Source organism: Oceaniserpentilla sp. 4NH20-0058 (assembly GCF_040371755.1).
Lineage (GTDB): Bacteria > Pseudomonadota > Gammaproteobacteria > Pseudomonadales > Oceanobacteraceae > Bermanella.
Window position 1 is genome coordinate 503,780 of record NZ_BAABWE010000001.1, and the last position, 24,497, is coordinate 528,276.

20 protein-coding genes and 4 tRNA genes are annotated in these 24,497 nt (G+C 43.1%); 3 read left to right on the top strand and 21 right to left on the bottom strand.

Annotated elements, in window-relative coordinates:
- Nucleotides 1-401 precede the first annotated feature (401 nt).
- The 14 genes from ABWV45_RS02340 to sdhC all read right to left on the bottom strand — a co-directional run bounded on the left by ABWV45_RS02340 (nt 402) and on the right by sdhC (nt 16,705).
- On the bottom strand, nt 402-1,451 hold the full coding sequence (locus ABWV45_RS02340) for a hypothetical protein (protein ID WP_353348295.1): 1,050 nt from the start codon (nt 1,449-1,451) through the stop codon (nt 402-404).
- 421 nt (nt 1,452-1,872) lie between these two features.
- Nucleotides 1,873-2,970: an ABC transporter permease gene (locus ABWV45_RS02345; protein WP_353348297.1), complete on the bottom strand. Its 1,098-nt coding sequence runs from the start codon at nt 2,968-2,970 to the stop codon at nt 1,873-1,875.
- Nucleotides 2,967-3,893 (bottom strand): ABC transporter ATP-binding protein, encoded by a 927-nt coding sequence (locus ABWV45_RS02350; protein WP_353348299.1) that lies wholly within the window; start codon nt 3,891-3,893, stop codon nt 2,967-2,969. Before ABWV45_RS02350 ends, ABWV45_RS02345 begins: the two co-directional genes overlap by 4 nt.
- Nucleotides 3,893-4,849, bottom strand: a complete 957-nt coding sequence (locus ABWV45_RS02355; RefSeq protein ID WP_353348301.1) for an HlyD family secretion protein — start codon at nt 4,847-4,849, stop codon at nt 3,893-3,895. Before ABWV45_RS02355 ends, ABWV45_RS02350 begins: the two co-directional genes overlap by 1 nt.
- Nucleotides 4,850-4,864: 15 nt before the next feature.
- Entirely contained in the window at nt 4,865-5,248 is a 384-nt protein-coding gene (locus ABWV45_RS02360; RefSeq protein WP_353348303.1) for a SpoIIAA family protein, read from the bottom strand.
- Between the two features lie 131 nt (nt 5,249-5,379).
- Complete coding sequence (gene sucD / locus ABWV45_RS02365) at nt 5,380-6,252, bottom strand: succinate--CoA ligase subunit alpha (RefSeq protein ID WP_353348305.1); 873 nt, start codon at nt 6,250-6,252, stop codon at nt 5,380-5,382.
- A 1-nt stretch (nt 6,253) separates the two neighbouring features.
- Nucleotides 6,254-7,420 carry an ADP-forming succinate--CoA ligase subunit beta gene (sucC, locus tag ABWV45_RS02370; RefSeq protein ID WP_353348582.1) on the bottom strand — a complete coding sequence of 389 codons (1,167 nt, stop codon included), beginning with the start codon at nt 7,418-7,420 and terminating at the stop codon, nt 6,254-6,256.
- 181 nt (nt 7,421-7,601) lie between these two features.
- A complete protein-coding gene (gene lpdA, locus ABWV45_RS02375; RefSeq protein WP_353348584.1) occupies nt 7,602-9,050 on the bottom strand; it encodes a dihydrolipoyl dehydrogenase in 1,449 nt (482 codons plus the stop codon).
- An 81-nt stretch (nt 9,051-9,131) separates the two neighbouring features.
- Nucleotides 9,132-10,373, bottom strand: coding sequence for a 2-oxoglutarate dehydrogenase complex dihydrolipoyllysine-residue succinyltransferase (gene odhB, locus ABWV45_RS02380; RefSeq protein ID WP_353348307.1), 1,242 nt, complete (start codon nt 10,371-10,373; stop codon nt 9,132-9,134).
- A gap of 27 nt (nt 10,374-10,400) precedes the next feature.
- Entirely contained in the window at nt 10,401-13,232 is a 2,832-nt protein-coding gene (locus ABWV45_RS02385) for a 2-oxoglutarate dehydrogenase E1 component (protein ID WP_353348309.1), read from the bottom strand.
- Nucleotides 13,233-13,488: 256 nt separating this feature from the next.
- Entirely contained in the window at nt 13,489-14,193 is a 705-nt protein-coding gene (locus ABWV45_RS02390; protein WP_353348311.1) for a succinate dehydrogenase iron-sulfur subunit, read from the bottom strand.
- A gap of 17 nt (nt 14,194-14,210) precedes the next feature.
- A complete protein-coding gene (gene sdhA, locus ABWV45_RS02395; RefSeq protein ID WP_353348313.1) occupies nt 14,211-15,986 on the bottom strand; it encodes a succinate dehydrogenase flavoprotein subunit in 1,776 nt (591 codons plus the stop codon).
- Between the two features lie 3 nt (nt 15,987-15,989).
- Nucleotides 15,990-16,337: a succinate dehydrogenase, hydrophobic membrane anchor protein gene (sdhD, locus tag ABWV45_RS02400; RefSeq protein ID WP_353348315.1), complete on the bottom strand. Its 348-nt coding sequence runs from the start codon at nt 16,335-16,337 to the stop codon at nt 15,990-15,992.
- A complete protein-coding gene (gene sdhC / locus ABWV45_RS02405) occupies nt 16,328-16,705 on the bottom strand; it encodes a succinate dehydrogenase, cytochrome b556 subunit (RefSeq protein WP_353348317.1) in 378 nt (125 codons plus the stop codon). The genes sdhD and sdhC overlap by 10 nt, the downstream gene beginning before the upstream one ends.
- 401 nt (nt 16,706-17,106) lie before the next feature.
- On the opposite strand from sdhC, the gene gltA reads away from it, so the two are divergent.
- Together gltA and ABWV45_RS02415 are read left to right on the top strand one after the other, a co-directional pair.
- Nucleotides 17,107-18,387 carry a citrate synthase gene (gene gltA, locus ABWV45_RS02410; protein ID WP_353348319.1) on the top strand — a complete coding sequence of 427 codons (1,281 nt, stop codon included), beginning with the start codon at nt 17,107-17,109 and terminating at the stop codon, nt 18,385-18,387.
- Between the two features lie 94 nt (nt 18,388-18,481).
- Nucleotides 18,482-19,372, top strand: a complete 891-nt coding sequence (locus ABWV45_RS02415; protein ID WP_353348321.1) for an NAD(P)-dependent oxidoreductase — start codon at nt 18,482-18,484, stop codon at nt 19,370-19,372.
- An 86-nt stretch (nt 19,373-19,458) separates the two neighbouring features.
- On the opposite strand, the gene ABWV45_RS02420 is transcribed toward ABWV45_RS02415, so the two are convergent.
- From ABWV45_RS02420 to ABWV45_RS02435, 4 genes are all read right to left on the bottom strand, one after another.
- Nucleotides 19,459-19,543: transfer RNA gene (locus ABWV45_RS02420), tRNA-Leu, on the bottom strand.
- Nucleotides 19,544-19,612: 69 nt separating this feature from the next.
- Nucleotides 19,613-19,697: transfer RNA gene (locus ABWV45_RS02425), tRNA-Leu, on the bottom strand.
- 50 nt (nt 19,698-19,747) lie between these two features.
- A tRNA-His gene (locus ABWV45_RS02430) sits at nt 19,748-19,823 on the bottom strand.
- A 24-nt stretch (nt 19,824-19,847) separates the two neighbouring features.
- A tRNA-Arg gene (locus ABWV45_RS02435) sits at nt 19,848-19,924 on the bottom strand.
- 243 nt (nt 19,925-20,167) lie between these two features.
- Between ABWV45_RS02435 and folD the strand changes: the two genes are divergently transcribed.
- Nucleotides 20,168-21,025, top strand: a complete 858-nt coding sequence (gene folD / locus ABWV45_RS02440) for a bifunctional methylenetetrahydrofolate dehydrogenase/methenyltetrahydrofolate cyclohydrolase FolD (protein WP_353348323.1) — start codon at nt 20,168-20,170, stop codon at nt 21,023-21,025.
- 442 nt (nt 21,026-21,467) lie between these two features.
- On the opposite strand, the gene ABWV45_RS02445 is transcribed toward folD, so the two are convergent.
- From ABWV45_RS02445 to ABWV45_RS02455, 3 genes are all read right to left on the bottom strand, one after another.
- Nucleotides 21,468-21,770 (bottom strand): hypothetical protein, encoded by a 303-nt coding sequence (locus tag ABWV45_RS02445; protein WP_353348325.1) that lies wholly within the window; start codon nt 21,768-21,770, stop codon nt 21,468-21,470.
- Between the two features lie 439 nt (nt 21,771-22,209).
- On the bottom strand, nt 22,210-23,154 hold the full coding sequence (locus ABWV45_RS02450) for an alpha/beta fold hydrolase (protein WP_353348327.1): 945 nt from the start codon (nt 23,152-23,154) through the stop codon (nt 22,210-22,212).
- 122 nt (nt 23,155-23,276) lie between these two features.
- Nucleotides 23,277-24,431 (bottom strand): MFS transporter, encoded by a 1,155-nt coding sequence (locus tag ABWV45_RS02455; protein WP_353348329.1) that lies wholly within the window; start codon nt 24,429-24,431, stop codon nt 23,277-23,279.
- Nucleotides 24,432-24,497: the final 66 nt, after the last annotated feature.

Below are 24,497 nucleotides of genomic sequence, written 5' to 3' on the forward strand. Positions count from 1 at the left end.
CATGGGGTATAAAAAGTGATTTCGTCAATTCCATGTGCCTTTTTTTAGGTCGCACTTAAGCATTTGTACACTCGCAATCTATTCATTTACTTACCATTTTTTGTAACTGGTACTTTTAACTGATTATCAGCTTAATCATGCTTGATTTCGGGGATATACGTCATGCGACTGTTTATCTTAATACACGGTCGCGTGACGCTTTTAATGATAGATAATTTTTGAATATGTCATTGGATTACCGCTTACGCGCTAATGACAACTCCCTCCACACTTTCGGGCAGAGGGTATCCCAGCCCTCCTACAATTTTTCATTATCAATCGGAAACCAGACCCGTTTCGATAACTAAATGCGGCATTCACGGTAATCACAATTTATCCATCAACACCTCAATTAAACAGAACTACTTCTCTAACTCATTTACAGGTGTATCACCAGCCGACATCTTAGTAATCGGCATACTCTGGCGTAAAGCCACCGTGTTCGCTGGCGTATTTGCTAAAAATACGGTCTGTGCACCATCGGTAAAACTATCATTGTGAATACACTGCGGACGAATCGCCAAAGCATATCCACCCACGGGTACCTCAAACATGGTGAAATGAAACTTTTGAGTGCCAACTGTACGGAAGTATGGGTCTTCATGAGAAGTATCTAGTCGACGGCCCAATAAAATCCGAGAAACTGTTTCACGTTTAAAGACGGGGTCTTTGCCTTGTGCTGGTAACCAGATATGAGGGAAAGGATGGTGCTCTACAAATAAACCACCGGCTTTTTTTGCACCAAACTGATATTTAGTAATGTACTGCGGAAGCTTTTGGTCATATTGAATGCCCCAAAGGTCTTGATTAAACCCTAAGGCAAATTCTTCATTTGGTTTAATTAATGTTCCACCATAGTACGCCAGAGCATCTAGGTATTCTGCTTGTGAGGCTTCGCTAGACCCATATTGTAACAAAGGAAATTTCAATTCATCGGTATCACAAATCAACTGCCCTGTGCTGCCAAACACATTGGCTGACTTGTCCGTAACAATGCCCGCTCCGTCCACGGCAGCTGTCCAATATCCATTGACTTCCAAAGCCTGTGTTGGTGCAGGTGGCTTTCCAGTACGTTCATCATGAAGGCTATTTAGGCGATGTATTAATGTAGCTTCAGGGTTGGTGGGTGCCTGTTCACTTTGCACAACTAAATTGTTGGTATCGATGTCCAAACTCACGATTGTTCCGCTGCGAATCGGCCCAAATATACCTGTTGTTGTGAGGAGTAATTCATCATCGGCACTTCTGTTTAATACCGCTGCATTTAAAAACTCAAAGTTATTATCAAGATCCTGATTTGAAACACCTTGATTAATATTTTCCCATCTAGTTTCACTCATTTGCTTAGAGCGATATTCGGCAAGTGTTTCCCCAACAAGAGGACTATTCTCTTTGCATTGAACGTGTGACATGTTCTCTCTCCTTGAATTTAGCTTTTAGTCTTTTTATTAAATAAGATCAACTAAGCAGACTATAAAGCCAACCGAGTATAAAACAAGAGAGCGGTTACAATACCGCATATTTGATACATTATTATTGAAGATTTATCCCATATGCAAACTCATTTACCATAAAAACTTAACCTGACACCCATGATAAGAAAATAGCACTGGATTAAACCAGTCTATTTAATAGCCAACACAACAAGTCTTACCTTATCTTCAGGAAAAATGAGCGCCGTGAGTGTTAAAAACATGAATTCAAAACGGCTGAACCATTTGTATGTACATGACTCCCTCACCTTCTACGGAGTTCGACGTCTAAAATAAATATTAATATTTACTGTCGTACTGACAATAAAACCAGCTTTCAACGAAGGCATGATATTTCACATCAATCCAGCGATTTTTTGAATCCCAATGAAGCCCCGACTAGACCCAATAGAGTAAAACAAATAAGCCACAGGGTATCACGCCACACATCCAGTAAATCAGCGCCTCGTAGAATGATCCCCCGTATTACTCGCATAAAATGGGTAGCCGGTAATACTTCGGCTACCCATTGGGCAGGTACTGGCATCCCTTCATAGGGGAACATAAACCCTGAAAGTAATATTGAAGGCAGCAGAATAAAGATGGTCATTTGCATGGCTTGCAGTTGGGTTTGTGCACGGGTTGAAATAATTAAACCTAGAGTTAGGCTGGCTAGAATAAACAGCAAGGTGCCAAGCAAAATTTGTACAACGGAGCCGTTAATGGGCACATCAAATACGTAGTATCCTAAACCCAATATAATAATGACTTGGATAAACCCTACCACCACATAAGGTAGAATTTTCGCCAGCATGAGTTCCATCGGATGCACAGGGGTCGTGATCAACAACTCCATGTTGCCCCGCTCTTTTTCGCGCACTACCGCTGCGGAGGTAAATAAAATCATTGTCATGGTGAGAATCACCGCCAGTAAACCCGGTACGATATTCACCGCCGAGCGACGTTGAGGGTTAAAAAACAAGGCCACCTCAAACGTGGCTGGCTGGCTTGTTTGATAATTAATCAACATATTCAAAGGCATATTTTTTAATTGCATGATGGCAGCACTGATCATGGTGTCTGATCCGTCCACTAGCCATTGTCCTAATGTGCGTTTTTGTGCAATGCGTTGTGTCAAATCCGAAGGTAATATTAATACAGCTCTGGCGGTGCCGTCGTTTATAGCTTGCTGGGCCTCATGTACGGTGGCGTAACGTTGCACTATGGTCACCACTTGCGTGACTTCGACCGCCTCGGCAATGATTCGCCCTACTTCTGATTCACTTTGATCAACGATTGCAATGGGGATGTCTCTGATTTCTGTATTGATGGCATAGCCGAATAGCAAAAGTTGAATCAAGGGGATCATGACCACCATGGCAAAGGTAATGCGGTCACGGGTCAGTTGACGCACTTCTTTTTGCATGATGGCTTTCATGCGCAACAGGCTTAATATCATTTGTGGGCCTCACCTGTAGCACTTACAAATACATCTTCTAAACTGGGTCGCGCCAAACTCAGCTGAGCGTTGTGTAGCGTTGGCAACTGCCCAATTAGCCAGTTAATTGGCTCTGTAATGGTTTCATCTACGAGTACCCGTAGCCGCACACCTAATTGCGCAACCGAGCGTACTTGCGGTAAGGATAAAAGTATTTGTTTCAGTTGTCTGGGCTGATCCGTTTCCACTTCTACCACAGTTACGCCCATGTTTTGCATCAGTTTCTCTGGTGGTCCATCGACTTTGATTTCACCTTTGTCCATGATGGCAAGACCGTGGCAACGTTCAGCTTCGTCCATGTAATGTGTAGTGACTAAAATGGTTGTGCCAACATCACTAAGGTCGAATAATTTCTCCCAAAAATCGCGACGGTTCTCAGGGTCCACCGCCGAAGTGGGTTCATCGAGTAATAAAACATCAGGGTTGTGAATAGTGGCTGCTGATAACGCTAATCTTTGTTTTTCACCCCCACTCATACTAGACACTCGTTGTTTTAGCCGTTTATTTAATCCATAAACGGATACTTGTTGTGCGATGCGTTTGTTTAATATTCGCCCACTCAAGCCAAATATTTCCCCCATGAATTTTAAATTTTCTTCGACGGTTAAGTCATCATACAGGGAAAATTTCTGGGTCATATAACCGACACGAAGTCGTAACTGCTCAGCACATTCCGGTATGGATAACCCCAGTACACTAACTTGACCCGAGGTCGGTTTCAGTAATCCGGTTAACATGCGCAAGGTGGTTGATTTACCGCAGCCGTTAGGACCTAAAAAACCATAAATCTGCCCCTTAGAAACGCTCAAGTTCAGTTTATTGACTGCGGTAAAATCACCAAACTGTCGAGTCAAGTTGGTGGCTTTGATGGCTGACTCTGTCATTACAAGCTCACTTTCACCGCAATGCCACTGGGTAACGCACTGGCAGACTCTGGCAGGGAGAATTCGGCAAGGTACATTAATCGCGAACGGCTACTTTCACTTAACGTGTAATAAGGGGTAAAGGCGGGTTCGGATGCAATCCAACGAATTCGCCCTTCTATTGAGGAGTCAGCACCATTAATACTTAACATGCGAACATCGCCGACGTTTAAGCCCACTCTTTTGTTTTCAGGGATATAAACCCGAGCGTAGGGAACGGAGTCGGCTTGAATGACCGCAACGATGGCATTTTGCGGGACTCGCTCACCGACATTAAACGGCAGGCTGTCGAGTATTCCTCCACGAGTCGCCACAACGGTTAAATCATCAAGTATGGATTGTTGCAAGGTCACTTCCGCGTCTGCTGCTTCGAGTGAGGCTTGTGCTTGTTTAATAACTTCTGGACGTTCACCACTAATTAGCTTGTCGAGTTTTTCTTTAGATGAGTGATAATCGGCCTGTGCCGCATCTCTTTGTGCTTGAGCTGTGTCTTTCTGTGCGTATGACGTGAGGCTCTCTTCTATTAAACCAAGCACTCGCTGATACTTTTTTTTGCTTTCAATTAAATTGACTTGAGCATGGCGTAATTGCGCTTGAGCAAAGGCGATGTCTTCTCGACGCTCCCCATTCACTAATTTCAATAGAAATGCTTCAGCCTTGGCTGATTCCGCTTTGGCCCTGGCAAGTTTCGCATTCTGCTGTAATGTCCCCAGCTGAACCAAAACTTGCCCCTCTTTGACGTGGCTCCCTCTGGCCACCGGCAAAGATGTGATGATTTCATTGGCGGTGGCGGTTAAAACAACCCGATCACGCTCAAGCACTCCGTAGGCTTGCTCCACTTGCTTTGGACTGCAACCAATTAAAAGTAAGATTAAAATGGTCAAAGAAAATGTTATATGCAATGGCTTCACCGACATACTTTAACTCACGTATTAATGAGAGGATAACCAGAGCAAGGACTCGTCATGATCTTCAAAGTATTTGATTTCACCCTTGGTAAACCATGCGCCTAATTTAGCCGCTAACTCCAGCCATTTTTTGTTTCCATAAATGGCGATATGCGTGAACTCATTACCATGTTTTAAACCAAGTTTAAGGTCATCCCAAGCGGCTCTTAATTCCCACCCTTGCAATTCGCTAGCATCAATAAACACTTTGACTTTTGGCTCATTCAATTGTGCAAGAACACTGTCTAACATGGGATTGATCGTTTGGTAATCATCATGGGTTAATTTGCCTTGCACCTTTAAAGATAAGAACACCGCTTCACCCACACGCTCCATGCCTATGGTTAACCCATGTTTTTGTAATGTCATAATGCTCTCCTGATTGTATTGTGAATGCATACTTCACTCATCACACTACACCTAAATTTAATGAGAACCATGATATAAAGCAGATTAATAAAAAATAGACAAAAAAAAGCCCTCTATGTGAGGGCTAATTCTTACCAACCGGCTTTTTCTTTGAGCGCCTCACCTATATCAGCAAGGCTGCGAACGGTTTTCACTCCTGCCGCCTCTAAGGCCTCAAATTTCTCGGCTGCTGTTCCTTTGCCGCCAGCGATAATCGCCCCCGCGTGACCCATACGCTTACCTGCAGGAGCCGTTACCCCAGCAATGTAAGACACAACTGGTTTGGTCACATTCGCTTTAATGTAAGCAGCCGCTTCTTCTTCGGCTGAACCGCCAATTTCACCAATCATAACAATGGCTTCTGTTTTAGGATCATCTTGAAAACGCTGAAGAATATCGATAAAGCTTGAACCCGGAATCGGGTCGCCACCAATGCCGACACACGTAGACTGGCCAAAACCATAATCGGTTGTTTGTTTAACGGCTTCATAGGTTAAAGTACCTGAACGGGAGACAATACCCACTTTACCCGGCTTGTGAATGTGACCCGGCATAATGCCGATTTTCGATTCGCCGGGAGTAATCACACCGGGGCAGTTTGGCCCGATTAAAGTGACACCCAGTTCATCACAACGGATTTTGCAAATCATCATATCCAGAGTCGGTATACCTTCTGTGATACATACAATTAACTGAATACCAGCATTGGCCGCTTCTAAAATAGAATCCTTACAAAATGGCGCAGGCACATAAATCACGGATGCTTCTGCGCCTGTTTGTTCAACCGCTTCTTTTACTGTGTTAAATACAGGTAAGCCAAGGTGAGTTGTTCCGCCCTTACCTGGGGTCACACCACCTACCATTTTAGTGCCGTATTCAATGGCTTGCTCTGAATGAAATGAACCTTGTGAGCCAGTAAAACCTTGGCAAATAACTTTGGTATTTTTGTCGATTAAAATGCTCATGTTATTGACCCCCTACTGCATTTACTACCTGCTGAGCAGCGTCTTTTAAACTGGTTGCAGCAATGATATCTAAACCGCTTTGTGCCAACTTTTGCGAACCCAATTCTGCATTATTACCCTCTAGGCGAACCACCACTGGTACTTTTACGCCCACTTCTTTTACTGCACCAATTATGCCTTCGGCTATCATGTCGCAACGAACGATACCACCAAAGATATTCACCAATACGGCTTTTACATTACTATCAGAAAGGATAATTTTAAACGCTTCGGCCACACGCTCTTTTGTAGCACCGCCGCCAACATCTAAAAAGTTTGCAGGGTCACCACCGTGTAATTTGATTATGTCCATGGTGCCCATGGCTAAACCCGCACCGTTCACCATACAGCCAATATTGCCATCTAGTGCAACATAGTTAAGCTCCCACTTGGCGGCCTCTGCTTCACGCGCATCGTCTTGAGATGGATCATGCATAGCTTGAATGTCTTTATGGGCATAAAGCGCATTACCATCAATGTTGATCTTGGCATCTAGGCAGTGAAGATTGCCTTCAGTGGTAATCACTAATGGGTTAATTTCCAACAATGCTAAGTCTTTTTCGAAAAATAATTTAGATAGGCCTAAAAAGATTTGAGTGAATTGCTTAATTTGATGGTCTTTCAAACCCAACTTAAACGCCAGCTCACGGGCTTGGTATGGCTGAGCACCTGCTAGTGGGTCTATCTCGGCTTTAAGAATTTTTTCTGGGGTTTCATGGGCGACTTTTTCAATTTCAACGCCGCCTTCTGTTGATGCCATGAACACAACACGTTGTGAAGCGCGATCAACCACTGCACCTAAATACAATTCTTGATCAATATCCGTACATTCTTCGATTAGGATTTGTTTAACAGGTTGACCACCTGCATCGGTTTGATAGGTAACTAGGTTTTTCCCTAACCAGTGTTCAGCAAAGGCTCTTATGTCTGATTTATCAGAAACAACCTTAACGCCCCCTGCTTTTCCACGACCACCAGCATGCACTTGTGCTTTAACCACCCATGCACTGCCCGGTACATTGTCTGCTGCTTTTTCAGCGTCCTCTGGCGTACTGGCTACCACCCCCTGAGAAACAGGCAAACCATAAGCGGCAAAAAGCTGCTTAGCCTGGTATTCATGTAAATTCATGATGACCTCGTCGTGCTTCATTATGGAAAAAGACACACCAAAAACCATCAATGTGTCATATACAATTTTGTTATATCAAAAACAAAATATAAATAACACTTTCGGGGTAAAACCAAGGGAAATAAGACGGTAACTGACTAGTAATTAAACTAGTCAGTTTATTTTTCGCACAACTTTTCTATTATCTGCGCTTTCTATTCGCTTTATGAATGGCGTGATTATTTACATTTAAAGCCGCTTCGTGCACCGCTTCTGACAAGGTTGGGTGGGAGAACACCATCATACCTAAATCTTCTGCGCTTGAACCAAACTCCATTGCAATAACCACTTGTTGAACTAAGTCACCAGCACTTGGGCCAATGACACTAGCACCTAAAATGGTGTCAGTTTCAGCATCAGCAATAATTTTTACAAAGCCAGCCGTATCATTCGCTGCCATTGCGCGACCAACTGCAGCAAATGGGAATGTACCAACATTGTATTTTTCCCCTGCAGCTTTTAATTCATCTTCACTCTTACCTACCCAAGCAATTTCTGGGTGAGTATAAATAACAGATGGAATGCAATCGTAGTTTACCTGAGCTTTATGGCCAGCAATACGCTCAGCGACCATCACACCCTCTTCAGAGGATTTATGCGCCAACATAGGGCCACGCACTACATCTCCAATTGCATAAACACCAGGGGCATCAGTTGAGCATTTATTATCAACAAAGATAAAACCACGTTCATCTAAGTTAACACCTGAATCACCTGATAATAGGTTCTCAGTGTATGGACGACGGCCAACCGCTACGATCAATTTATCAAACGTAATGGTTTTTTCACCTTCGCTATCTGAGTAAGAAACGATAACTTCTTTTTTCTTACCCTTGCCTTTAACTTCTGTACCCGTTACACGCGCACCTAATTTAACGTCTAAGCCTTGGTTTTTAAATTGCTTAGCTGCTTCTTTGGCTACTTGCTGGTCAACTAGGTGCAGGAATTTGTCTTGAGCCTCAAGAACAGTAACCTCAGCTCCTAATCGAGCCCAAACACTGCCAAGTTCTAGGCCGATCACGCCGGCGCCGATTACACCCAAACGCTTTGGCGCTTCGGAAAACTCAAGCGCACCGGTTGAATCCACAATCACACCTTCTGTTAATGGCGCAGGTGGAATCTCAACTGGAATAGAGCCTGTTGCGATAATTACATTTTCAGCTTCAAGTACTTCGGTTTTTCCAGCATGGTTAGTAAATTCAACTTTTTTACCTGCCAGTAATTTACCAAAGCCTTCTAACGGTGTTACACCATTAGACTTGAATAACCCTGCCACACCTTGAGTGAGGTTTTTAACTATTTTTTCTTTGCGTGCAATCATTGCAGGCACATCAATTTTGATATCCTTGATAGAAATACCATGAACATCATAATTGTGTTTTGCTTCTTCATATTTGCTTGAACTGTCTAAAAGCGCCTTTGAAGGAATACAACCTACATTCAAGCAAGTCCCACCAAATACACCTTTACCGTCTTCATCTAACCACTTATCAATACACGCGGTTTTTAAGCCCAATTGAGCTGCACGAATCGCAGCAACATAACCACCAGGACCACCACCAATTACGATAACGTCAAACTTATCCATGATTTTTCCTTTTACGCCTGTAGCAAAGCATAATAAAAAGTGAAGTCAGGCCTAGATTGCACTAGGCCTTCTTATTTTTAGCGATTAAATATCCAGCAAAATGCGCGCTGGATCTTCTAGCAGCTCTTTGATGGTCACTAGAAACTGAACCGCTTCTTTGCCATCGATCATTCTATGATCATACGATAATGCTAGGTACATCATGGGACGAATTTCCACTTGGCCATCAATAGCCACAGGTCGATCTTGAATCTTATGCATACCCAAGATAGCCGTTTGTGGTGGATTTAATATTGGAGTCGACATTAATGAACCAAAAGTTCCACCATTTGTGATGGTGAACGTGCCACCTTGCATCTCTTCGATTGCAAGTTTGCCGTCACGAGCCTTCAGTGCATAATCCAAAATACCCGCTTCAATATCTGCTAAACCTAAAGCATCAACATCACGAAGTACAGGTACAACCAAGCCTTTTTCTGTTGAAACAGCTACACCAATATCTTGATAACCATGGTAAACAATGTCATTACCATCAATAGAGGCATTCACTGACGGGAAGCGTTTTAGTGCTTCAGTGGCCGCCTTCACAAAGAACGACATAAAGCCCAAGCGCACGCCGTTATGCTTTTTCTCAAAAGCGTCTTTGTATTGCTTGCGCAGTTCCATTACTGCTTTCATGTCCACTTCATTGTAAGTGGTTAACATGGCCGCATTTTGTTGCGCCGAAACTAAACGTTTAGCTATGGTAGAGCGTAAACGAGTCATTGGAACACGTTTTTCTGCACGGTCACCCGGTGCAAAAACAGGCGCTAATGGAGCTGCTACAGGAGTAGGTGCTACAGGGGCCTGTACTGCCGCAGCAGGTGCCGCTGGTGCTTGCGCTACTGGAGCTGGCTGCTTAAGGTGGTTTACAACATCTTCTTTGGTAATACGGCCGTCTTTGCCAGAGGCTTTCACATCTGCCAAGTCTACCCCTTTTTCTTCTGCCATTTTACGAGCAGCAGGGTTGACCTTTAAGTCGTCAGCGTTAGCTGCTGATTCGCTTGCGGTCTCCGTAGATGGAGCAGGAGCGGCCTCTGTCCCGGCAGCACCCGCTTCAAAAATTGCAATCACTTCAGCACTTAAAATAGTTTCGCCTTCGGCTTTTAGGATTTCTTTAATTACGCCATCCGATTGCGCAACAACCTCTAAAACCACTTTATCGGTTTCGATATCTACTAGTAATTCATCGCGTTTAACAGATTCACCTGGCTGTTTGTGCCAAGTTGCAATGGTGCCATCGGCAACTGATTCAGGGAAAACCGGGGCTTTAACTTCAATCGTCATATCATTCAATTCCTTCGTCGCTGGAGCTTATAAGCCCAGTGCATCTTTGATCAATTGCTCTTGTTGTTCTAAGTGCAACGCCATGTAACCTGCCGCAGGTGCTGCAGAAGCATCACGTCCTGCGTAATCTAAGTTCAGTTTTGGATCAAGACGATCAACCACACGGCGCATATGGTGTTGAGAACTGTACCATGCCCCTTGGTTCATAGGCTCTTCCTGACACCAGAACGCTTCTTTTAAATTTTTGTAAGAAGAAATAGCATCATATAACTCGTCTTCTGGGAAGGGGTATAACTGCTCTATACGAATAATTGCCACGTGATCCATTTCTTCTTGGCGACGACGATCCAGTAAATCGTAATAAACCTTACCGCTACACAAAACCACTCGAGTGATGGCTTTTGCTTTTACATCATCCACCTCTGGAATAATATTTTGAAAGCCACCATGAGCTAAGTCTTCTAATGTACTAATAGCTTCTTTGTGACGAAGCAAACTCTTAGGCGACATAACCACTAAAGGCTTACGTAAAGGTCGAATTGCTTGGCGACGTAACAAATGGAATATTTGTGCCGGAGTCGAGGGTACACATACCTGCATGTTATGCTCAGCGCACAATTGCAAGTAACGCTCTAAACGAGCAGAACTATGCTCAGGGCCCTGTCCTTCATAACCATGTGGCAACAACATAGTTAAACCACATAAGCGGCTCCACTTGTGTTCACCGGAGGAAATGAATTGGTCCATAACCACTTGAGCACCATTAGCAAAGTCACCAAATTGCGCCTCCCAAATAACCAACATGTTAGGCGTTGTGGTTGAGTAACCATATTCAAAACCAAGTACAGCCTCTTCAGATAATAAAGAGTCATGAATGGTATAGGTAGGCTGATCATCACTCATATTTTGAAGTGAGCAATAAGATGCTCCATCTTTTTGATTATGTAAAACCGCATGACGGTGAGAGAAGGTACCACGACCAACATCTTGCCCAGTTAAACGAATTGGGTAACCTTCATCTAACAAGGTACCGTATGCCATGGTTTCAGCAAAACCCCAGTTAATCGCTAAAGCACCCGCAGCCATTTTACGGCGGTCTTCAAGAATTTTATTTACCTGACGTTGGACATTAAATCCTTCAGGTACTTCTTGTAGTTTAATAGCAAGATCTTGGAGCTTTTTCAAATCGTATGTAGTGGGTACCGTCACGTCATTATCATGACCAAGGTAAGGTGCCCAATCTACGAACATTTCTGAGTTAGGCTTAGTGACCAAGCTTTTTACCACATGCTTACCTTCTTCTAAGGCATTGCGGTAATCTTCATCCATGGTTTTAATTTCATCATCACTCACTACGCCTGAATCATTCAACTCTTCAGCGTACAAAGTACGAGTGGTTTTTAAGCTTTTGATAACTTTGTACATTAAAGGCTGAGTGGCTGACGGTTCGTCCGCTTCATTATGACCACGACGACGATAACAAACTAAATCAATTACTACGTCTTTATGGAATTCATTGCGGTAATCTACAGCTAATTGCGTAACAAATAATACCGCTTCTGGGTCATCACCATTCACATGAAGAATTGGAGCTTGAACCATTTTAGCAACATCTGTTGCGTATTCAGTAGAGCGTACATCTTCACGCTTATTAGTGGTAAAACCTACTTGGTTGTTAACCACAATGTGTATGGTACCACCGGTTTTATAACCACGTGTCTGAGACATTTGGAACGTCTCCATTACCACACCTTGACCTGCAAACGCAGAATCACCATGTATAGCAATTGGCACTACGGTTTCACCAATAGGATCACCACGACGATCTTGGCGAGCACGAACTGAACCCTCAACCACTGGCGATACAATCTCAAGGTGAGATGGGTTAAACGCAAGTGCTAAGTGAACTTCCCCACCAGGAGTTAATACGTTAGATGAAAACCCTTGGTGGTATTTAACGTCACCAGAGTGATCGAACGAGGCTTTACCATCAAATTCATTAAATAAATCAGATGGCGCTTTACCCAGAGTATTAATCAATAGGTTAAGGCGACCACGGTGCGCCATGCCTATAACGATTTCTTTGGCACCGTAAGTTCCACAGCGTTGGATAATTTCATCCATCATTGGAATAAGAGATTCACCACCTTCTAAACCAAAACGCTTAACACCTGGGTATTTTGAGCCTAAATATTTCTCTAAACCTTCCGCCGCGGTTAAACGTTCCAGCAAGTGCTTTTTGGCTTCTTCGCTGTATTCAGGTTTGGAGCGCACAGTTTCAATGCGTTGTTGAAACCAGCGTTTCTCTGCTGTATCAACAATGTGCATAAACTCAGAACCAATGGTCTGACAATATGTGGCATCTAAGGCATCTACAATTTCAGCCAACGTGGCTTCTTCTTTACCAATAAATAATGAGCCAGTCTGGAAAGTGCTATCCATATCCGCTTCTGATAATTCATGGAAGCGTAGGTCTAAATCGGGAACCTGCTCACGCTCCATAATCCCTAATGGATCAAGCTTGGCATGTTGATGGCCACGGAAGCGATAAGCATTAATAAGTTGAAAAACGCGCAACTGCTTTTGATCATAGCCACTAGACACCTGGCTTTGAGTTGCACCACCAGAACGACGCTGGTTTTTAGACAACAGTACAAACTGTTCTTTTACAGGAGTATGAGGGATATCATTTAACGCCCCGCCCTCTGCTCGGGGTAACGTAGCAAAATAACTTCGCCATTGTTCAGATACCGCATTGGGATCTGTTAAATATACTTCGTATAGCTCTTCTATGTAGGCTACATTCCCACCTGCAAGTTGGGACGTACTCCATAGCTGCTCCATCGAGCCTTCGTGCATGACAAAACCACCTTAATTTAATTCGAGGGATATTACCTTTCAAACTCCCCTGCGTGGATCGACAGATGGCCGGGTATGGCCTGAAGCTCTTCAAGTAATTCGGGGGTTTCCCGATTCCCTGTTTGATCTATTTATTACAGCCTAGCAAATATGATGCTAATGGACCTTTTTTTTATAATTTTTTTTGTCTTTTAAGACAATTAACTTAAAAAATGCACACTACGAATAAATAAAAGGGGCATAAAGCCCCTTTTATTTAAATTTCTCTCGACAACAACATGTTGCGAATGTGGCCTATTGCACGGGTTGGGTTTAACCCCTTAGGACACACATTCACACAGTTCATGATGCCGCGGCAACGGAAGACGCTGAAAGGATCATCCAACCCATCCAAACGCTCAGCGGTCGCAGTATCACGACTGTCTGCCAAGAAACGGTATGCTTGAAGCAAACCAGCAGGCCCAATGAACTTATCTGGATTCCACCAAAATGATGGGCATGAAGTTGAGCAACATGCACACAGGATACATTCATATAAACCATCTAGCTTTTCACGCTCTTCAGGGCTCTGAAGACGCTCAATCGCTGGTGCTGGTGTATTGTTTTGTAAGAAAGGCTTCACTTTCTCAAACTGTTGATAGAACAAGCTCATATCAATTACTAGGTCACGGATAACCGGTAAACCAGGTAATGGACGCAATACTAACTTATTTCCCTTAACACTTTCAGATAATGGCGTCACACATGCCAAACCATTTTTACCATTAATGTTAAGACCATCAGAACCACACACACCTTCACGGCATGAACGACGATATGCCAAAGACGTGTCTTGCTCTTTAACCAAAGCCAAAACATCCAGTACCATCAAGTCTTTACCACCAGTATCAACCTGATAGTCTTTCATGTAGGGTGCAGCATCTGTTTCAGGGTTGTAACGATAAACGCTAACTTGCAACATATTCTCTCTCCCCACTCTTAATATGTACGAATTTTTGGTGGGAACGCGTCCATTGTCTTCGGCGCAAAGTTCACAGCACGTTTCTTAATGCTTTGATCCTGCGGGAAATACAATGAATGGCACAACCAGTTTTCATCATCACGCTCAGTGAAGTCATTTCGAGCATGAGCGCCACGAGATTCTTTACGCTCTTCTGCTGCAATTGCCGTAGCAAGAGCCACTTCGTAAAGGTTATCTAATTCTAAAGCTTCGATACGTGCGGTATTGAAAGCAGAAGACTTATCTTCAAGGTAAGTGTTTTTAACGCGCTCACCAATTTCTTTCAACATCTCAAGACCTTTTTGCATGGCTTCACCTTCACGGAATACACCGAAGTAAAGTTGCATACATTTTTGAAGGTCTGCGCGAACTTGCGCAACATCTTCACCAGATGTTGAGTTATTTAGACGATCTAAACGAGCCATTGCACGTTGAATGTCTTCTTCGCGAGGATCAATTGAATCGAAACCTTCACGGAAGCTCTTTTCAATTTGCAAACCTGCTGCACGACCGAATACCACAAGGTCAAGTAGCGAGTTACCACCAAGACGGTTTGCACCGTGTACAGATACACAAGCAGCTTCACCACAAGCGTATAAACCTTCGATAATTTTATCGTTACCGTTTTCGTCTTGAGTAATTGCCTGACCGCCAATGTTCGTCGGTACACCACCCATCATATAGTGACAAGTCGGTACAACTGGAATTGGCTCTTTAACAGGATCAGCGTGAGCAAACGTACGAGATAGCTCAAGAATACCAGGCAATTTAGCGTTAAGCGTTTCTTCACCTAGGTGATCAAGCTTAAGCATTACGTGATCCCCTTCAGGGCCACAACCACGACCTTCAAGGATTTCCATAACCATAGAACGAGCCACAACGTCACGACCAGCAAGGTCTTTCGCGTTAGGCGCATAACGTTCCATGAAACGCTCGCCGTCTTTATTAATTAAGTAACCACCTTCACCACGACAACCTTCGGTTACAAGCACACCCGCGCCTGCAATACCTGTTGGGTGAAACTGCCACATTTCCATGTCTTGTGCAGGCACGCCAGCACGTAAAGACATACCCATACCGTCACCGGTATTGATCAATGCGTTAGTAGTAGACTGGTAAATACGTCCAGCACCACCAGTAGCAAGCACTGTAGCTTTGGCTTGAATGTAAACGGTTTCACCTGTTTCGATGCAAATAACAATCGAACCCGCTACTTGGCCGTTTTCATTCTTAACAAGATCTACGGCATACCATTCGTTAAGGAAGGTAGTACCGCCTTTTAAATTACCTTGATAGAGCGCATGTAAAAGTGCATGGCCAGTACGGTCAGCTGCTGCACAAGTACGAGCTGCTTGGCCGCCTTTACCGAAATCTTTTGATTGACCACCAAATGGACGCTGATAGATACGGCCTTCTTCTGTACGAGAGAAAGGCAGACCCATATGGTCTAATTCGAATACCGCCTGAGGACCAACTTTACACATATATTCGATCGCGTCTTGGTCACCGATATAATCAGAACCTTTAACGGTATCGTACATGTGCCAACGCCAATCATCGTTTGGATCGTTAGAAGCGATTGCACACGTAATACCACCTTGGGCAGATACTGTGTGAGAACGCGTAGGAAATACTTTTGTTACACAAGCGGTTTTAATACCTGCTTCGGTAAGCTGCAGCGCAGCACGCATGCCTGCACCACCGCCACCAATTACGATGGCGTCATATGTCATTGTGCGAATACTATTAGACATTGTTTATACACCCCAAATAATGTCAATGCCCCAAACGAAGTATACAAACATCGCTAAGAAACAAACGAGTTGGAATACGAAACGCAGAGCAGCAGGCTTAAAGTAATCGGTTGAAATGGTCCACATGCCGATCCAAGCATGAGCAACCGTCGAAATTAACGCTAAAAGAGTGAAAATACGAACACCCGTGCAAGAGAAAAACTCTTTCCACTGAGCATAATCTAAACTCGGGTTCGCTAATAAATACCCAACCATAAAAACAGTATAAACAGCTAATACAACCGCTGAAAAACGTTGGAGTATCCAGTCAGACAAACCATTGCGACTGAAGTTAGTTACACTTACGCCCATACCCAAACTCCTGCAAGGATGATTAAGATACTTGAAGCAACGATAGTGAAGACAGCAGCATAAAAACCACTTTCTTTTGTTTCGCCAAAGCCAATATCCATAAGAAGGTGTTTGATACCCGCTACAAAATGGAATGCTAATGCGGCTAGTAAGCCCCAAGTAATGAAACTACCAAAACCGGTAGTCATGGATTTTTTCGTGGTAGCAAAACCTTCTGCTGACTCTAAAGAACAGCTAAGGGCGCATAACAGGAAAATAACACCTACGAATAAAATCACACCCGCCACACGGTGGGTTATTGAAGTTAATGCAGGTAAAGGAAAACTGAACTTAGTCAGATCTAGATTTATTGGTCGTTGTTGATTCACGGTTCTCTACACTCTCTCTCACGCTTCGAAATGAAGCGAGCTTATGTGGGCAGGCTCGATCGTTGTGCACTTTTATCAATAATAATGCGAACTTACGGGTCTTTTTAGTGCCTTCGCAAACGCGCCGAATTATAGACACAGTGATTGTTAAATACAAATAAGCACCTACACTTAAAATCCGTATTTAGTACATATTTACGCTTACAAACCCAGAATAGATCAATGTTTAGTCAGTTTTACCTAAGTTCGCAAAGTAACTTATGGTCAATAATTGACAATCACTATTTTGGCTCTATAGTTGGCCATCTTTGCAACGGTACAGAGCGTTCATTGCTCGAAATTTGAGGGTATTTAAACCAATTTAAATACCAGTATCAGAAATAGCAGATAGGAGGCCATTCATGGCTGACAAAAAGGCGCAGTTAAAAATTGATGGTTTAGATGAAACCTTAGAACTGCCAATTTACGAAGGCACTATCGGCCCAGACGTAATTGATGTTCGAAGTTTAGCCGGTCTTGGCAAGTTCACTTATGACCCGGGTTTCGTTTCCACCGCTTCTTGCGAATCTAAAATTACTTACATTGATGGCGGCAAAGGTGTACTTCTTCACCGCGGCTACCCAATTGAGCAATTAGCAGAACACTCAGACTTCTTAGAAACATCCTACCTACTTCTTCACGGTGAATTACCAACCGCCGAAGAAAAAGAAAAATTCGTAGATACAATCACACACCACACAATGGTGCACGAGCAACTAGCCCACTTCTTCAATGGCTTCCGTCGCGATGCACACCCAATGGCCATCATGTGCGGTGTAGTTGGCGCACTTTCAGCGTTTTATCACGATCAGCTAGACATCAATGATGACAAGCACCGTGAAATCGCAGCGCATCGTCTAATCGCGAAAATGCCAACATTGGCTGCAATGGTTTATAAATACAACCAAGGTCAGCCGTTTATGTATCCGCGCAATGACCTGAGCTACTCTGAAAACTTCCTTCACATGATGTTCAACACACCAGCAGAAGAGAAAAAAATCAGCCCGACACTTGCTCGCGCAATGGATCGTATTTTCCTTTTACACGCTGACCACGAACAAAACGCATCAACATCAACTGTTCGTATGGCTGGCTCAACTGGCGCTAACCCGTACGCATGTATTGCCTCTGGTATTGCAGCCCTTTGGGGTCCTGCACACGGCGGAGCAAACGAAGCTGTACTTAAAATGCTTGATGAAATCGGCGACGAAACTCGTATCGATGAATTCCTAGCAAAAGCCAAAGACAAGAGCGATCCTTTCCGCCTAATGGGCTTTGGTCACCGTGTTTACAAAAACTACGACCCTCGCGCCGTAGTAATGAAGAAAACCTGTGACGAAGTACTGGCCGAACTTGGTCTAGAAGATGATCCTCAGCTGAAAATGGCAATGAAACTTGAAAAAATCGCACTTGAAGACGAGTACTTCAAAGCGCGCGGTCTATACCCTAATGTAGACTTCTACTCAGGCATCATTCTAAAAGCCATTGGCATTCCAACTGAGCTATTCACTGTAATCTTTGCAACTGGCCGCACACCAGGCTGGATTGCACATTGGAACGAAATGATCGGTAACGAATACCGTATTGCTCGTCCGCGTCAGCTTTACACTGGTCACGATAAACGCGAATACCCTAAAAAGTAATCACACCGTGACATTGTAAAACAGTGAAAGAAACCGCCCTGCTCGCAGTGCGGTTTTTTTATGCCTAAAAACAAGTGACAAACAAAAAGACACCATGAAAATTACATACATCGGCATAGGTAACATGGGCGCACCAATGACCAACCACCTAAGCCAAGCTGGGCACGACCTAACCATCTACAATCGCACCTATAGCAAATCGCAAGCATGGATAAAACAACACCCGAACCATAAAATAACCCTTAGCGCCGAAGAAGCGTGCAAAGAATGCGAAGTACTAATTTTATGTGTTGGGAACGACCAAGATGTAGAGCAACTCATCTTCGGAGAAAAAGGGGCCGCAAACTCGCTAAAGCCCGGGACTCTGGTCATCGACCACACCACTACCAGCAGTGATTTAGCCAAACAAATGCACCGAAAACTCAATGCACTTCAAATTGATTACGTGGACGCCCCCGTGTCTGGCGGCCAACAAGGTGCCACAAATGGGCAACTCACCATCATGTGTGGCGGAGATCCAATTGCAGCCGAAAAAGCTCAAATAGCCACCCAAAGCTATAGTAAATCTTTCACCCACATGGGAGAAATAGGCTCAGGCCAACTCACGAAAATGGTCAATCAAATTTGTGTAGCAGGCTTAATTCAAGCACTTGCCGAAGGCATGCATTTTGGCCAACAAGCAGGCCTTAATATGGACAAAGTCATGAACACCCTCAGCCAAGGTGCCGCATCCTCATGGCAAATGCAGAACCGCCATCAAACCATGAACAATGGAGAATATGATTTTGGCTTTGCGGTAGACCACATGAAAAAAGACCTAGAGATCTGCCTCGCTAGCGCACAAGACATTAACGCCGACCTACCGATTACCAGTATTGTGAATAAGCTCTATACAGAATTGCAAAACGACGGCCACGGAAAACTGGACACCTCAAGCCTACTACTGAGACTCCAACACCAAGCAGTAAAAAACAGACTCAAATAAAAACATTAGCGCAGTAATCAATACGCAAACCAAGTGAAATAAATACAGAGATAAAAATATAGAAGAAGTCATTTACTAGAAGTAAATGGTGCGGAGGGAGAGACTCGAACTCTCACACCTTACGGCACCAGAACCTAAATCTGGCGTGTCTACCAATTTCACCACCCCCGCACAACAGAGGTCAACTCAAAGAGTTGATACAGTAGATCTAATAAAGCACCATTTGCAATAGAAAACAAATGGTGCGGATGGAGAGACTCGAACTCTCACGCCTCGCGGCACCAGAACCTAAATCTGGCGTGTATACCAATTTCACCACATCCGCATAACATTTTTGTCCCAAGCACCCAATTGGACTACTCAAGACAGAAATAATGGGGTGACTGAAGGGGATCGAACCCTCGACCACAGGAATCACAATCCTGCGCTCTACCAACTGAGCTACAGTCACCACAAATACTACTCTACCAAAGGCTGGTACGCCCGACAGGAATCGAACCTGTAACCCTCGGCTTAGAAGGCCGATGCTCTATCCGATTGAGCTACGGGCGCTTCATCTGTTAAAACAAAGTTTCAACGTCAGACACAAACTTGCGTTTGTCACTCAATGCAGTAGTCCTCACCAAGTGGATGCGCATATTACGTATGAGCGCCCTGTCCGTCAACTGTTTTTTCTAAAAATTTTATATAAAACAAGCAGTTCCAAGAATTTAGAAGAATTATCACAAGCACTTTGTATTACACGCGAACCATGCGAAAATTGCGCTAATTTTTTTGTATACCAGTAGGAAAGCCATGAGTGCACAACCCATTGACGGAAACGCCGTTAGCGCCACCCTCAAGGAGCAAGTAGCTCAACGTATTCAACAACGCACAAATGCTGGAAAACGTGCACCGGGCTTGGCCGTCATATTAGTCGGCAGCGATGCCGCTAGCCAAGTATATGTAGGTAAAAAACGTCAAGCCTGTGAAGCTATTGGCATACACAGCGTGGGCCATGACCTGCCAAGCGAAACCTCAGAAGGTGCCCTACTGAGTTTAATTGATGAATTGAACGCGGATGGCACCATTGATGGTATTTTAGTGCAATTGCCATTACCGGCTCATATCGACAGCACCAAAGTATTAGAACGCATTCATCCAAATAAGGATGTAGATGGCTTTCACCCCTACAATGTTGGCCGATTATGCCAGCGCATCCCTACTCTGCGCTCTTGTACCCCAGCTGGCATCATGACCCTACTTGAACATTACAAACTAGATGTAAAAGGCCTACACGCCGTCATCGTAGGCGCATCCAACATCGTAGGTCGCCCAATGGCCATGGAATTACTGCTCGCAGGCAGCACTACCACCGTATGCCATCGCTTCACTAAAGACCTAAAACACCATGTATCACAGGCCGATTTACTCATCGTCGCCGTTGGTAAACGCGGTATTGTAGACTCAAACTGGATAAAACCGGGCGCCATCGTTATTGACGTAGCCATGAACAGATTAGAGAACGGCAAGCTAGCCGGAGATTTGGATTACAACGTAGCCTCTGAACGCGCCAGCTACATTACTCCAGTCCCCGGTGGTGTAGGGCCAATGACGGTGGCCACACTAATGGAGAACACCTTGTATGCCTGTGAAACGTTTCATGATGCTTGATTGACGGGAGACGCAGCTAAAGTTCTCGATTCGCCTTTGTCAAAAAATTATTCAAACTTTTATCATTCCAGCTTCGATGTACAAGCAAGCCGGAATCCATTCAGTTTCACAATCATAAAAAACGGTGGCCTAGCCACCGTTTTTTTATTGCTTTACTAATTTATATTTTAACTGCCAGTCAAACACAGACTTTACCTCTACAACTTTAGCAGACTGACCAACTTTAAATTTAGAGGCTTCATTTGTGTATCCGTTTACCACCTTTGAGCTTCCGAACTAACACAAGCAGAAATAGCAAAAGAAAAATAGGTCGATTTTTCTTAAACCACTCTCAACAAATAATTAGATAAATATTAAACGATTTAGAGTCCATTCTTTAAAATACTCAAGCAAAAGAACATGTACATCCGTACAAAGCTTTTTAAAAACAGAGCAATGGAAACTACCCAGCCTTCGCCAGTTTCTGTTGCACTAAGCTCTTACTCAAGAATATTGTCAGTTGATCACTAAATTCACCATGGGTTTCAAGATAAGCACTAAGTAAATTATTTATAGCACTCACAATACACGCACCGCCATCGCTACTCATAAAATCGTGCTGGATTTGTTGAGCTTCTGGCTTCAAAAACGCCTGTTCTCTTGGACTGCCAAATACGGTTAACACACTCAGCGCTAGTTCGGCTTGATCTGAATTTGAGATCAACTGAAAAAAGGGGTATTTGGTTAATGGGGTAATATTACTCATGACAGACCTTTTTATTATTTTTATTTGTATGTTTTTTATACACTCAAAAATAGAAATAGAAAAGTAATTTTTTGTATCTGCCTGTGTTCTTACCTCACTTTTTTAAAACTAAATAGAATAAGCCCTGGATATTGGGTTCATTAAAAAAGATGTGATTATTTGATTCGCAATTAGTGCGTCTCAATAAATGCCATAAGCATCAAGATTTGCACTTTCTTGAATAATGATCAGGGGAAAATTGAATTACCGACAACATGCGCTTTTTGGACACTTAAACCTTACGTAATCATATTTAAGTGATTGTTTAAGTAATTACGGTACTACAGGTCTTTCTACAAATGCACGTTCATTATGGGCAGACCACTCAATAAGTACCCTCAAAAATAATAAAGGGCGTAAAAATACGCCCTTTATTATTGTTAACACCTAAAGATAGTACTTAGTGCTGCATGATAAATTCACTAATATCTTTAGCTGACTGCTCTGGTATTTCTAGCATAGGAACATGCCCTACATTTTTATAGATAATAAGCTTAGTATTTGAGATATTTTCATCAAAGATTTTGGCATTTTCTACACCTAAAATCTTATCCTGTTCTCCCCATAAAATTAACGTAGGGGCGCTAATTTCTTTAAGGTAGTCTGTGCTAATTTCATCTCCATCATTTAAAATTTGAAGGAAAACATTTTTAAAACGTTCATATCTATTAACGGACTGCATAATCATGGCTTGTTCAATTGGATAAGGAATTTTAATTGGGTCCACCATAGCAAGTGCAGCAGTGCGATCATAATCTTCAGGCTTCTCAACAAGTAGTAATAACTTTCCTTCTTTTAGCCCTTTTTCCATCTCTGTATCAGAGGTAGAGTCATCTGCTCCACCTGAGTTCATCAGAGTAAGTGTTGATACTTTTCCCTGAAATCTTGAAGCAAAATCCGCTGCGATAGCGCCACCCATAGAGTTACCCACTAGGTGAGCCTTAGGGATATTGAGTTTATCAAACACCATCTTTAAACGATTTGATTGAGCCACTAAACTATAATCGCCAGTAGGCTTATATGTGCTTTCACCATGAGCAGCCCAATCAATGACAATAACACGGAAAGATGCATCAATATGAGTACTAAAGGTTAACCAAGTATGCTTATTAGAAGAGAAGCCATGTAGCAGAACAATTACTTGCGCGTCCGCTTTTGTTGAAGCACGATCTAAATAAACGATTTCATGGTCATCAATTTGTACAGTATTTTGCACAAACCCTGCTTTTTCTTCAGCTGCATCCATGGCAACAGAATATAAATAGTTTTGCCCAGATTTGCTAAAAATCATAAATGACAGTAGTAGAACAATAATCGCTACAATTATAAGCAGTATTTTTTTCATGTTATCTCCGGTATTCGGTATACATCAAAACATGATGTTTTTTATTACAATGTATTCTGCACAATTCCACAAATAATACCAGAACAACAACCTTACAAACGAGGAGTAATCCGCCCATACGGTTAGTTATTTGCTTTTTTAACCCAGATCCAAGCGATCAATGATCCAAGCAAGGCACTGTACCCTGCCCACTCAAACATGGTAACGCCTAGGTCTTGCATCCAAACTAAGCCAGACACATACGCACCCAATGCGCCGCCAGCACCATAGGTGAAGCTAGAAAACAACGCTTGCCCCTGCCCTTGATGCTTGCCTTTAAAGTACAAATGAATGTAATGCATGGCCACCGAGTGCATTGCTCCAAAAGTGACAGCATGGAGTAATTGCATTAATGCCAATACCCATAGCGTTTCAACAAAATGAGCGGTGATTATCCAACGTAGGCCACCCAACAATAAGCTCACCACTAATACGGTTTTATGATCGATTTTGGCGAATATTCTATGGACAATTAAAAAGATGCCCACCTCAGCCAGCACACCTAGTGCCCATAAGAAACCGATCATGCTTTTACTGTAACCAAATTGTTCTAGGTATAAACTAAAAAATGTGTAATAAGCGCCATGACTAGCTTGATTTAAAAACGAGGCAAGTAAAAAAGCTATAACCGTCGGTTTGAACACTAAGGACAAAAAACCATCTGTGCTTTCGTGATCATGGGGGATTTCTTTACCTTTGATCAATGTGCTACTCAAAAATATAGCTGCAAGTAACAGCAGCATAAATGCAGGCAAAAAACTCACACTGATATAATCAAACGCCCAACCCAGTAACGCCACAAATACGATAAAACCAATAGAGCCCCAAATACGAATTTTAGAGTATTGATCCGTTTGGTCTTTTAAATGATTAAGCGTCACCACTTCAAATTGGGGGAGCACGGCGGCCCAGAAAAAGCCATAGCCAACCATAATGAGTGCCATCCAAATAAAGTCATTTACCCAAAAAATATTTAAAAAGATGCAAAAACAAAAAGCGCAGCCTAAACGCAATAACGGCATGCGTTTACCTGTGTAATCCCCTAGTGCGCCCCAAACATTGGGCGCTAGAATGCGCACCAAGCCAAACAAGGCCATTAACTCGCCAATTTCTTGAGCGCTAAAGCCTTTATCATCAAGAAATAAACCCCAATAGGGAGAAATACAGCCCAATAAAGCAAAGTAGAAAAAATAAAACGAAGATAGTCGCCAATAAGGCACATCAGGATTATTTGGCATGGGCATTCTTCATTTATATTAAACCTAATAACTGAACCATAAAAAAACGCCCAATGAAGCCATTGA